Genomic DNA, 11,058 nt, shown 5'->3' with positions numbered 1-11,058 from the left:
GTGAACAGCCCCGGCACCGGCTCCCTGGTCGCCGGTGTCACGGGCGCATCGCAATCGCCACCAGATCCAGGCTGTCATCGATATGACGGGCCGGCTCCGTCGCAGCCTCGACGACGTCGAAGTCGGCGGCGGTGACCGCGGCCACATCGGCCAGCAGCTGGTCCGGCCACGGCGCATCTGCGACGGCGCGCGCGATCTGGGCGTCGATGATCGAGCCGCCGTGCCGGATGTCCATCTCAGCCAGGCGTGGCCCGTGGAACACACCGCTCATCGAGACCGAGCCGAAGCCGGCGTCGCGCAAAAGTTGCGTCAGCTCGTCCGCATCGAGCTCGCGGGTGTGGAACGGATTGATCGGGGTGTCGCGACCGGGGGAGAACGTGATCCGGTTAGGGGTCGACACCATCAGCTGCCCGGCGGGCCGCAGCACCCTGAAGCATTCGCGGACGAACTGTGGCTGATCCCACAGGTGCTCGATGACCTGGAAGTTGACCACGACGTCGACCGAGTGGTCGGGCAGCGGCAACGCGGCGAGGTTGCCGTGGATGACCTCCACCCGCGGGTAACGGGCCCGCACGTGCGCGACGGTGGCCTCGTCGTAGTCCAGCGCGATCACTCGGCGTGCGACCCCGGCGATCAGGTCGGCGCCATAGCCTTCCCCGCAGCCCGCTTCCAGCACCTCGCGATCCGCACAGTGCTGCGCCAACCGCTGGTAGACCACCTCGTGGCGGCGGAACCAGTAATTCTCCACGTCGAGACCCGGGATGGTGCGTTCACCGGTCAACGGCAGAACGGCATCGGCGGGGGCGTGGGGAACCTCGGGGATGAATGCGCTCATTGAATAGGCAGGCTAACGCGTGGCGACGGGTTCGCGAATGCTTCACTACGGGCAATCCCCCCTGTGGAGCGGGGCGCTGGCCGCCAGCGAAGGCATGTGGGGGCAGAACCTGCAGCACGACCCGCTATGGTGTGAGAGCGAACCGCACAAAGTTACCGGTCAGTAACATGCGGCTGCGGGGCGCGCAAGACGTGACCTAAGTCCTGTCGCTGATGGCTGCAGGACTCACTCGAGGAGGACAAGCCACTCTCATGACGAACATCGTGGTCCTGATCAAGCAGGTCCCGGACACCTGGTCAGAGCGCAAACTCAAAGACGGCGATTGGACGCTGGACCGCGAGGCCGCCGACGCAGTGCTGGACGAGATTAACGAGCGCGCCGTCGAAGAGGCGTTGCTGATCCGCGAGAAAGAAGCCGCCGACGGCAAAGAGGGATCGGTGACGGTGCTGACCGCGGGTCCCGAGCGGGCGACTGAGGCGATCCGCAAGGCGCTGTCCATGGGCGCCGACAAGGCCGTCCACCTGCTCGACGAGGGGCTGCACGGCTCCGACGTCGTCCAGACCGGCTGGGCGCTGGCGCGCGCACTGGGCACCATCGAGGGCACCGAGCTGGTGATCGCCGGCAACGAGGCGACCGACGGCACCGGCGGCGCGGTGCCGGCCATCATCGCCGAGTACCTCGGCCTGCCGCAGCTCACCCACCTGCGCAAGCTGTCGCTGGAAGGCGACAAGATCACCGGCGAGCGGGAAACCGACGACGGTGTGTTCACCATCGAGGCCACGTTGCCCGCTGTGGTGAGCGTCAACGAGAAGATCAACGAGCCGCGCTTCCCCTCCTTCAAAGGCATCATGGCCGCGAAGAAGAAGGAAGTCACCAAGCTCACGCTGGCCGAGATCGGTGTCGAGAGCGACGAGGTGGGCCTGGAAAACGCCGGCTCTAAGGTACTGACGGCCACCCCCAAGCCGCCGAAGACGGCCGGCGAGAAGGTGACCGATGAGGGTGAGGGCGGAAACGACATCGCGAAGTACCTTGTCGGTCAGAAAATCATCTAAGACGTAGTCCCTAGCTGAAAGACATCGAATAACTCATGGCTGAAGTATTGGTGCTCGTCGAGCACGCCGATGGTGAACTGAAGAAAGTCACGTCCGAATTGATCACCGCGGCAAGGGTTCTGGGCGAACCCGCCGCTGTTGTGGTGGGCAAGCCGGGCACGGCCGACTCGCTGGTCGACGGTCTGAAGGCGGCCGGTGCCGCCAAGATCTACGTCGCCGAATCAGACGCCGCGGAGAACTACCTCATCACCCCGTCCGTCGACGTGCTTGCCGCGTTGGCCGAGTCCGCCAGTCCGGCAGCCGTTCTGGCGGCTTCGAGCGCCGACGGCAAAGAGATCGCCGGCCGGCTTGCCGCCCGTATCGGTTCGGGTCTGCTGGTCGACGTGGTCGGGGTGGAGGAAGGGCCGAAGGGCATCCACTCCATCTTCGGTGGCGCGTTCACCGTCGAGGCGCAGGCCAACGGCGACACCCCGGTGATTACCGTGCGGCCCGGCGCGGTCGACGCCGAGCCCTCCGACGGCGCAGGCGAGAAGGTCACCGTGGAGGTACCCGAGGCCACCGAGAACGCCGCCAAGGTCACGAAACGCGAGCCCGCGGTCGCCGGCGACCGCCCGGAGCTCACCGAAGCCACCATCGTGGTGTCCGGTGGTCGCGGTGTCGGCAGCGCGGACAAGTTCAGCGTGGTCGAGGAGCTGGCCGACTCGCTGGGCGCTGCGGTCGGTGCGTCGCGTGCCGCGGTGGACTCCGGTTACTACCCGGGTCAGTTCCAGGTGGGCCAGACCGGTAAGACCGTCTCACCGCAGCTGTACATCGCGCTGGGCATCTCCGGAGCGATCCAGCACCGCGCCGGCATGCAGACCTCGAAGACGATCGTCGCGGTGAACAAAGATGAAGAGGCGCCGATCTTCGAGATCGCTGACTACGGCGTGGTAGGCGACCTGTTCAAGGTCGCGCCGCAGCTCACCGAGGCAGTCAAGACCCGCAAGGGCTGATCGCGTTTCGGCCTAGCCTGGATGAGGTGAGCAGCGGCGGATCGGATCCTCATCGCGAGTTGGCCCGGGTGGCCGACGGCGACGGTCCCGCGGCCGGCGCCGCCCGGTCCGCGCTCGGTGGCGGACCAGCGGCCACCCGGCTACGCGCCGCGATTCTGGCGCTGGCGCGGCATCGCGGACCGAACTCCAGCATCTGCCCGTCGGATGCCGCGCGCGCCGTCGGTGGCGACGACTGGCAGGAGCTGACCGCCCAAAGCCGCAGCATCGCGTTCGCGTTGGCGTGCGACGGCGATGTCGAAATCACCCAGCGCGGTGCGGTCATCGATCCCGATCAGCCGTCACGCGGACCCATCCGCATCCGGGTACCACCAGCCTGACGGCCGCGACCAGGTTTGAAATCCGCCGAACTGGTGTACAAAGACTTGCTACTTCGTTCCAAGAAAGGGCCGCAAGATGAAGGCAATGGCGCCAGCCGCGATAGCGATCGCCGCAGTTCTTTTCAGTGGATGCTCTGCGTCGCAGATCATCAACACCGGTGGTGACACCAAGTGCAAGGACTTCACCACGCAGGACGAGAAGAAGCAGAACGATGAGGTCAGCAAGATGCTCAAGGACAAGAGCGGCGCCGACCCCTCCAATATGGAGATCACCGCTACCCGACTGTCGGCGGCGACCTACTGCCAGACGCTCGGCAAGCCGGACTCCAAGATCTCCGAGGCGCCGCACGGCTGACCGGGAATCGGTTGCGCCGGCGGCTTACTCGTCGCCGGCTTGCAGCACCACGGTCGCCCGCGCGGCTACCTGAACGGCACCGCCTGCCGGAATCGATTGGCGATCAACGGGATTCGTCGCTTCAGCGGTGTCGACGACGGGAAGCCACGCTGAGCCGAATTCGCCTGGCGGCAAGGTGAATTCGATCGGCTCGTGGTGGGCGTTGAAACAAAGGAAGAACGAGTCGTCGGTCACCCGCTGTCCACGGGCGTCGAGGTCGGGGATGCCCAGGCCGTTCAAGTAGACCGCGACGGATTTACCGAAGCCCGAACCCCAGTCCTCGTCGTCCATTTCGGAGCCATCCGGCCGAAACCATGAGACGTCGGGCTGTCCTTCCACACCGCGCTGGCGGACCGGCACCCCTTTGAAGAATCGGCGGCGCCGGAACACCGGGTGCGCGGCCCGCAGCGCGGATACCGATCGGGTGAACTCCAGCAAATCGGTGTCCGCTTCGTCCCAATGCACCCAGGTGATCTCGTTGTCTTGACAAAAGCCGTTGTTGTTGCCTCCCTGCGTGCGTCCGAGCTCGTCGCCATGCGAGATCATCGGAACCCCCTGCGACAGTAGCGTCGTCGCCAGGAAGTTACGCTGCTGGTGCGCGCGCAGCGCGTTGATCTCGGGATCGTCGGTCGGACCCTCGACGCCGCAGTTCCACGATCTGTTGTGGCTTTCGCCGTCGTTGTTGTCTTCGCCGTTGGCCTCGTTGTGTTTTTCGTTGTAGGACACCAGGTCCCGCAGCGTGAAACCGTCGTGTGCGGTGACGAAATTGATCGACGCGACCGGGCGCCGCGCAGTGGACTCGTAGAGATCGGCTGAGCCGGTCAGCCGGGAGGCGAACTCGCCCAACGTCGCCGGCTCACCACGCCAGTAGTCGCGCACGGTGTCACGGAACTTGCCGTTCCATTCCGTCCACTGTGGCGGGAAATTGCCGACCTGGTAGCCACCCGGGCCGACATCCCACGGCTCGGCGATCAGCTTCACCTGGCTGACGACCGGATCCTGTTGCACCAGTTCGAAAAACGCTGACAGCCGGTCGACGTCGTAGAACTCGCGGGCCAGTGTCGAGGCCAGGTCGAAGCGGAAACCGTCGACGTGCATTTCGGTCACCCAGTACCGCAGCGAATCCATGATCAGTTGCAGCGTGTGCGGATGCCCGACGTTGAGGCTGTTGCCGGTGCCGGTGTAGTCCATGTAGTACTGCTGATCGTCGTCGACCAAGCGGTAGTACGCGGCGTTGTCGACACCGCGCATCGACAACGTGGGGCCCAGGTGATTGCCCTCGGCGGTGTGGTTGTACACCACGTCGAGGATGACTTCGATGTCCTCTTCGTGCAGGGCGCGGACCATGGTCTTGAATTCCTGCACCTGGCCGCCGGGGGTGGTGCTCGAGGTGTACTTGATGTCGGGGGCGAAGAAGCCGATTGTGTTGTAGCCCCAGTAGTTTGACAATCCCTTGTCCAACAGAGTGGAGTCGTTGGCGAAGTGGTGCACCGGCATCAGCTCGATGGCGGTGACGCCCAGATCTTTCAGATGCTCGATGATCACCGGATGGGCTATGCCGGCATAGGTGCCGCGCATCCGTTCGGGAATGTCCGGGTGCAGCTGGGTCAGTCCCTTGACGTGTGCCTCGTAGATCACGGTGTCGGCGTACTCGTGGCCGGGCGGACGGTCGGTGCCCCAGTCGTAGTAGGGATTGATCACCACCGACTTCGGCATGCGCGGCGCGGAGTCATCGTCGTTGCGGCTGTCGGGGTCGCCGAAGTTGTAGCTGAACAGCGCCTGGTGCCACTCGAAGTTGCCGTCGATCGCCTTCGCATACGGATCGAGCAAGAGCTTGTTCGGGTTGCACCGGTGCCCGGCGGCCGGGTCGTAGGGCCCGTGTACCCGGTAGCCGTAGCGCTGACCCGGTTCGACGGCCGGCAGGAAGCCGTGCCAGACGAAGCCATCCACTTCGTTGAGCGTTACCCTGGATTCGGTGCCCTCGGCATCGAAGAGGCACAGTTCCACCTTCTCCGCGACCTCGCTGAACAGCGCAAAGTTGGTGCCTGACCCGTCATAGGTGGCGCCGAGCGGATAGGCCTTGCCCGGCCACTGCTCGATGGGCGCCGCCCGCGACGGTTCGACCGATTCGACAGCTTCCGTCACAGCGCCCTCTTTCGCCTTCAGGGCCGCGTGGGTACGGCCCGACGCTGGGGGGTACCCGCCGGGCGGTGAGCCACACATTGTGTGAACCGGGGCACAATGACGCTGTGGAACCTTGGCCGACGCCCGACATGCCCGGGCTCGGGCAGGAGTCGGTGTGGGACTATCCGCGCCCGCCGCGGCTCGAGGAGTTCACCGGCCGGATCACCGTCGAGTTGGGCGGCCGCACGATCGCGTCGACCGATCGGGGGTGGCGGGTGCTGGAGACCAGCCATCCGCCGACCTATTATCTGCCCGGGATTTCCTTCACCGACGGAGTTCTGCGACGGGCCGACGGCAATTCCTGGTGTGAATGGAAGGGCGAGGCAACGTATTATGACTTGGTGACCGAGACGCGGGTAGCCCCGCAAGCGGCGTGGACCTACCGGCAGCCGAGTCCCGATTTCGCCCCGATCGCGGGTGCGATCGCGGTGATGGCCGCGGCAGTGGACCGTTGCACGCTCAACGGCGAGCAGGTGATTCCGCAGCCGGGTGGCTTCTACGGCGGCTGGATAACCAGCTGGATTATTGGTCCTTTCAAGGGGATTCCGGGATCCATGGGTTGGTGAGCCTAGCTGCCGACCGGCTCGACCCGGTGAGAGGTGGCCGGGATGCCGGCCAGCTTCCATGCCCAATGCCGGCCCGGTTCGAACTCCGTGACGACGAACGGGACGCTGATCGCGCTTACCGCTTGACCCGGGCAGATGTCGACACTCGGATGTCGCACCCGTCCAGGGAGTCCGTCGTCCGCCAGGTTTCGAGGATGTCGGCGTATTCGGTTGGGCTGCCGAAGAAAAAGCTGTCCTGGTTCAGCCGAGCGCTCGCCTGGCCCTCGCGATTGTAGTAACCGGGAGTGCACGATTCCCGCCGGCCGGCGATGACGCTGGAGCGTTGCACGACGGAGTCGACCCAGGCGGCTTCGGCTTCCGAGGTTGCCTCTACCTCCGTGGCGTCGTGCTGCAGCGCCCACGCGATCACCCAGGCGATGTGACGTGATTGGGTGTCGATCAGGTACGGGAAGTTCACGGTGAAACCGGACTGGGCGATGCTCTCGATGAAGCAGTTCGGAAAACCGTTGACGTGCAAGCCGTGCAAGGTTCGGACACCGTCGGCCCATTTGTCGGTGAGGGTCAGCCCGTCACGGCCGACGATCTCGAAGCCGGTGCGTTGCGAGTAGCTGGTGCCGACCTCGAATCCGGTGGCGAAAATCAAACAGTCCAGCGGGTATTCGACGCCGTCCACGACGACGCCGCTGGTGGTGATCTGCTCAACGCCGAGGCCTTGGGTGTCGACCAGCATGACGTTGTCGCGGTTGAACGCCTGCAGGTATTCGTCGTGAAAGCACGGCCGCTTGCAGTAGTAGCCGTACCACGGTTTGAGCGCCTCGGCGGTGGCCGGGTCGGTGACGATGGCTTCAACGCGCGCTCGGATCTCTTCCATCTTGGCGAAGTCGGCCATTTCGGCGGCGTTGGGCCCACCCTCGTTGACGATCGGCATCTTCTTGGTGAGGCTGGTCCACGCGTCGTCGACCAGGTCCTCGTCGGATGCGCCTCCGGCCGTGAGGATTTGGAAGTTTTCCATGCGACGCTGTTGCCAACCCGGCTCGAGCGATGCGGCCCAATCCGGTTCGGTCGGCCGGTTGGCGCGCACGTCAACCGTCGACGGGGTGCGCTGAAAGACGAACAGCTGACCGGCGGATTCGGCGAGCCGCGGCACGCACTGAATAGCCGTTGCGCCGGTGCCGACGATCCCGACCCGCTTGTCGGACAGGCCGCGCAGGTCGCTACCGGTGTATTCGTAATCCCAACGGCTGGTATGAAAGGTATGGCCGCCAAAGTCGGTAATCCCGGCTATACCAGGTAGTTTGGGCTTCTGCAGGTAGCCGTTGGCCATCGTAACGAACCGGGCCCGAATCTCGTCGCCGCGGTCGGTGGAGATTATCCACCGGGAACTTGTTGGTTCCCAACGGATTTCCTGCACTTCGGTCTGCAGGCAGGCGCCACGGTACAAGTCGAAGTGCTCGGCGATGCGACGGCAGTGTGCCCATATTTCGGGACCCTTGGCGTACTTCTCGGTCGGGATGTAGCCGAGCTCTTCGAGCAATGGCATATAGACGTAGGACTCGACGTCACAGGCGATTCCGGGGTAGCGATTCCAGTACCAGGTGCCCCCGACGTCGGCAGCCTTGTCGATCAGCCGCACATTCTCGACGCCAAGTTGCTTGCACCGCGCGCCAATCAGCAGGCCGCCGAAGCCGGCGCCGACAACCGCGACGTCGACAAAATCGGCGATGGGGTCGCGCTTGAAGTCTGGGTCGGCCCATGGATCCTCGCCGAACTTGCTGAATGCGCCGGTTATCTGGACGTATTGCGAGATACCGTCGGAGCGCAGACGCCGCCGGCGTTCTTCGGCGTATTTGGTGCGCAGCGCATCGGGATCGAAGGTATCTGCGCTGCTGGTAAAGGTCACGGCTGAATATTGGACCAATTTTGTGACCCAGGCAACGTCGCGCGTAGACAATTGTTCGGGATTGAGCTGCGACATCGTCATCTACCGTGCATGGACACGTTACGGCTCGGATGCCAACTAGCTGATCAACAACGCAACTGTGGTGGCATGAGCACTGAGTCGGTCCTCATCGCCGCCGAAAAACCGGCCCCTGGCACGCGTTCGTCGGCCGAGTCGCGCTATTCCCTGTTGTTGTCCACTGATCCCGCGCAAGTCGAGGCAGCCCAACGGCTGCGCTGCGACGTCTTCAGCAGCGAGCCGGGTTTCGCGCTGACCGGGCAGGGCGACGGCCTCGACGCCGACCGTTTCGACGAGCACTGCGACCACCTACTGGTTCGCGATGAGAACTCCGGTCAATTGGTCGGGTGCTACCGCATGCTGACGCCAACAGGCGCCATCGCGGCCGGAGGGCTATACACCGCAACCGAATTCGACATCCGGGCGCTGGACTCACTACGGCCGTCGCTGGTCGAGATGGGCCGTGCGGTGGTGCACAACGACCACCGCAACGGCGCTGTCGTGCTGCTGATGTGGGCCGGCATCCTCGCCTACCTGGACCACTGCGACTACGACTACGTCACCGGTTGCGTATCGGTGGCGGTGGCCGGGGACGGCGGACCGCCGGGCAGCCAGATTCGCGGTGTGCGCGATTTCGTGTCACGGCGCCACGCCGCCCCGGCTGACTACCGGGTGCATCCGCACCGGCCGGTGGTGATCGACGGACGCTCGCTCGACGAGATCGAGGCGCCCCCGCGGCCGGTGATACCGCCGTTGATGCGCGGCTACCTGCGGCTGGGTGCGCGGATCTGCGGCGAGCCGGCCCACGACGCCGACCTCGGCGTGGGTGACTTCCCCACGCTGCTGGACAAGCGTCAGGCCGACACCCGCTACCTGCGGCGACTCCGGTCGGTATCGGCAGCCACCGAGGCCGCGGGCCGAGTGGCTTGATGAGCGCTCCGGCGTCCCGCGACCACGCCTGGCTGCCCCGGGCGACCTGCGATACGGACTGTTTGCGCACCGGCGGATATGTGGCGACCCGGCGGTTGATCGTGACGCTGCGGGTCGCACGGCGGATCGGATTGCTGCTGCTCCTGGCGCCGGCGTTGCCGCTGCTGGCGGGAGTGATTCCGGGCTGGTCGAAGTCGAGACAGATCTATTGCCGAATGCTGCTGTGGTGTCTCGGCGTCAAGACCGCGGTCGCCGGCGGGCCGATCCGCAACCTGCCCGGGGTGCTGGTGGTCAGCGACCACATGTCTTGGCTGGACATTCTGACGATCGGGGCCGCGTTACCGTCAAGCCGGTGGCGGGCGTCGCCGCTGTCGTTTGTCGCCCGCGCCGACGTTGCCGGCAATGTCGCGGTGCGGATGATGGCGCGCATCGTCAAGGTCATTCCGATCGAGCGTGCCCGCCTGCGCCAGCTTCCCGAGGTGGTGGCCACCGTCGCTGCCCGCCTGTATGCGGGCCACACGGTGGTGGCGTTCCCCGAGGGCACCACCTGGTGCGGCCTGTCGGGGCGGACCCACCAGGGCTCGGGGCCGTACTATCCGGCGATGTTCCAGGCCGCCGTTGACACCGGTCGACCGGTTCAGCCGCTGCGGCTGCGCTACCAGCACCGGGATGGCCAAGTCTCGACCGTTCCGGCGTACATCGGCGACGACACGCTGCTGCGTTCGATCGGCCGGCTGATGGTCGCCCGTCGCACGGTGGCCCGGATTTACGTCGAGTCGCTGCAGCTTCCGGGCGACGATCGCCGGGAGTTGGCCCGTCGCTGTCAGGCCGCGATCCGCGTCACACCGGCGTCGCACCCAGGTCATGGGCAGCGTTCGTCGGAAGCCAAGTTATCTCGGCGCCTTCGTGCTCGGCGAGCCAGTTCACCGCATCGAGGACGGCGTGGTGTTCGACCTCGGTGGTGATGATGCGGCGGTGGCGCGGCTCGGCGTCGCGGCGCGCCCAGTAGATGCCCTTGACGGCGAGGTTGTCGCTCTCGGTGCCACCGGCGGTGAAGATCACCTCGGACGGGCGGGCACCGAGCTTGGCCGCGATCAGCTCGCGGGCTTCCTCCATGCGCCGGCGGGCGAGACGACCGGTGGCGTGCAGCGACGAGGCATTGCCGACGGTGCTCAGAACAGCCGTCATCGCCTCGACGGCCACGGGGTGCATCGGGGAGGTGGCGGCGTGATCCAGGTAGGCCATGACCTGCCCAGGATACCGAGCGCCGCCTGGGTGCTAGGACGCGAGCATGGAGCGCCGCTGCCCGTGGTCCGGGCGCGGCGCCGAGGTGACGCGAATTGCTGCCTGGCAGCGGCGGGCCAGCTCCCGCCGGTCGTCACCCGGCAGTTGCAGCGATTCGACGTAGATCTTGGCCACCGTGCGACGGGCGACCATCAGCCGGCCGATCGACGCCAGCAAGGTGTCGTTGCCGATGTAGGCCGGCACGGTCGAGACGCTGCCGTCCCGGTGCTGGTAACGCAGGCGCAGCGGCTGCACCGGCCGGCCGGTGTCGACGGCGGCCTGGAACATGGCCGGGTAGTACTTTCCCGACCCCTGGTGGCTTCGTCCGACCGAGCCCGATGGTCCGGCTCCTCCTCGGGCCGACGCGCGGCCCGCATCGTCGCCGGACATGCCGCACCAGGTGGTGCCCTCGGGGAACGCCACCACCGTGTGGCCCGCATACAGGCGGGCAGCGACGGTGGCCACCACCTCGGGAAGCTGGCGCAGG

10 protein-coding genes and 2 pseudogenes are annotated in these 11,058 nt (G+C 65.9%); 7 read left to right on the top strand and 5 right to left on the bottom strand.

Translation table 11 applies throughout. The features are described 5' to 3' along the window. Positions 1–37: 37 nt before the first annotated feature. Complete coding sequence (locus tag VGH54_RS09220) at positions 38–835, bottom strand: class I SAM-dependent methyltransferase (RefSeq protein WP_331511646.1); 798 nt, start codon at positions 833–835, stop codon at positions 38–40. Between the two features lie 251 nt (positions 836–1,086). Between VGH54_RS09220 and VGH54_RS09215 the strand changes: the two genes are divergently transcribed. The 4 genes from VGH54_RS09215 (at position 1,087) to VGH54_RS09200 (ending at position 3,611) form a co-directional block, all read left to right on the top strand. Further along, positions 1,087–1,887, top strand: a complete 801-nt coding sequence (locus VGH54_RS09215) for an electron transfer flavoprotein subunit beta/FixA family protein (protein WP_331511645.1) — start codon at positions 1,087–1,089, stop codon at positions 1,885–1,887. A 35-nt stretch (positions 1,888–1,922) separates the two neighbouring features. Further along, positions 1,923–2,879, top strand: coding sequence for an electron transfer flavoprotein subunit alpha/FixB family protein (locus VGH54_RS09210; protein WP_331511644.1), 957 nt, complete (start codon positions 1,923–1,925; stop codon positions 2,877–2,879). 26 nt (positions 2,880–2,905) lie between these two features. Continuing rightward, the gene (locus VGH54_RS09205) at positions 2,906–3,256 is read left to right on the top strand and encodes a DUF3253 domain-containing protein (protein ID WP_331511643.1); all 351 of its coding nucleotides are present in this window, start codon (positions 2,906–2,908) and stop codon (positions 3,254–3,256) included. A 76-nt stretch (positions 3,257–3,332) separates the two neighbouring features. Next, on the top strand, positions 3,333–3,611 hold the full coding sequence (locus tag VGH54_RS09200; protein WP_331511642.1) for a hypothetical protein: 279 nt from the start codon (positions 3,333–3,335) through the stop codon (positions 3,609–3,611). A gap of 24 nt (positions 3,612–3,635) precedes the next feature. Here VGH54_RS09200 and glgX read toward each other — a convergent pair whose 3' ends face one another. Continuing rightward, the gene (gene glgX, locus VGH54_RS09195) at positions 3,636–5,795 is read right to left on the bottom strand and encodes a glycogen debranching protein GlgX (protein ID WP_331511641.1); all 2,160 of its coding nucleotides are present in this window, start codon (positions 5,793–5,795) and stop codon (positions 3,636–3,638) included. A 128-nt stretch (positions 5,796–5,923) separates the two neighbouring features. Here glgX and VGH54_RS09190 point away from each other — a divergent pair, with 128 nt between their 5' ends. Continuing rightward, entirely contained in the window at positions 5,924–6,400 is a 477-nt protein-coding gene (locus VGH54_RS09190; protein WP_331511647.1) for a DUF427 domain-containing protein, read from the top strand. Positions 6,401–6,515: 115 nt separating this feature from the next. On the opposite strand, the gene VGH54_RS09185 is transcribed toward VGH54_RS09190, so the two are convergent. Then, the gene (locus tag VGH54_RS09185) at positions 6,516–8,300 is read right to left on the bottom strand and encodes an NAD(P)/FAD-dependent oxidoreductase (RefSeq protein WP_331511640.1); all 1,785 of its coding nucleotides are present in this window, start codon (positions 8,298–8,300) and stop codon (positions 6,516–6,518) included. Positions 8,301–8,447: 147 nt separating this feature from the next. Between VGH54_RS09185 and VGH54_RS09180 the strand changes: the two genes are divergently transcribed. Both VGH54_RS09180 and VGH54_RS09175 read left to right on the top strand, forming a co-directional pair. Next, entirely contained in the window at positions 8,448–9,287 is an 840-nt protein-coding gene (locus VGH54_RS09180; protein WP_331511639.1) for a GNAT family N-acetyltransferase, read from the top strand. Then, on the top strand, positions 9,287–10,252 hold the full coding sequence (locus tag VGH54_RS09175) for a lysophospholipid acyltransferase family protein (RefSeq protein WP_331511638.1): 966 nt from the start codon (positions 9,287–9,289) through the stop codon (positions 10,250–10,252). The genes VGH54_RS09180 and VGH54_RS09175 overlap by 1 nt, the downstream gene beginning before the upstream one ends. Here VGH54_RS09175 and VGH54_RS09170 read toward each other — a convergent pair. Both VGH54_RS09170 and VGH54_RS09165 read right to left on the bottom strand, forming a co-directional pair. Further along, a pseudogene (locus tag VGH54_RS09170) lies at positions 10,137–10,532 on the bottom strand (aminotransferase class V-fold PLP-dependent enzyme); the annotation flags it as partial. The gene VGH54_RS09175 and the pseudogene VGH54_RS09170 sit on opposite strands and share 116 nt — an antisense overlap. A 33-nt stretch (positions 10,533–10,565) precedes the next feature. Next, positions 10,566–11,058 (bottom strand): annotated as a pseudogene (locus VGH54_RS09165) (1-acyl-sn-glycerol-3-phosphate acyltransferase); the annotation flags it as partial.

Source organism: Mycobacterium sp. (assembly GCF_036488105.1).
Lineage (GTDB): Bacteria > Actinomycetota > Actinomycetes > Mycobacteriales > Mycobacteriaceae > Mycobacterium.
The sequence above is the reverse complement of the archived record's forward strand: the minus strand, read 5'-3'. Positions and strand labels throughout refer to the sequence as shown.

What these genes read in the sequence shown, in the direction of transcription:
- VGH54_RS09175 (WP_331511638.1), top strand. Translation starts at nt 9,287, where the DNA reads ATGAGCGCTCCGGCGTCCCGCGACCACGCCTGGCTGCCCCGGGCGACC.
- VGH54_RS09220 (WP_331511646.1), bottom strand. Translation starts at nt 835, where the DNA reads ATGAGCGCATTCATCCCCGAGGTTCCCCACGCCCCCGCCGATGCCGTT.
- VGH54_RS09180 (WP_331511639.1), top strand. Translation starts at nt 8,448, where the DNA reads ATGAGCACTGAGTCGGTCCTCATCGCCGCCGAAAAACCGGCCCCTGGC.
- VGH54_RS09190 (WP_331511647.1), top strand. Translation starts at nt 5,924, where the DNA reads ATGCCCGGGCTCGGGCAGGAGTCGGTGTGGGACTATCCGCGCCCGCCG.
- VGH54_RS09210 (WP_331511644.1), top strand. Translation starts at nt 1,923, where the DNA reads ATGGCTGAAGTATTGGTGCTCGTCGAGCACGCCGATGGTGAACTGAAG.
- VGH54_RS09215 (WP_331511645.1), top strand. Translation starts at nt 1,087, where the DNA reads ATGACGAACATCGTGGTCCTGATCAAGCAGGTCCCGGACACCTGGTCA.
- VGH54_RS09200 (WP_331511642.1), top strand. Translation starts at nt 3,333, where the DNA reads ATGAAGGCAATGGCGCCAGCCGCGATAGCGATCGCCGCAGTTCTTTTC.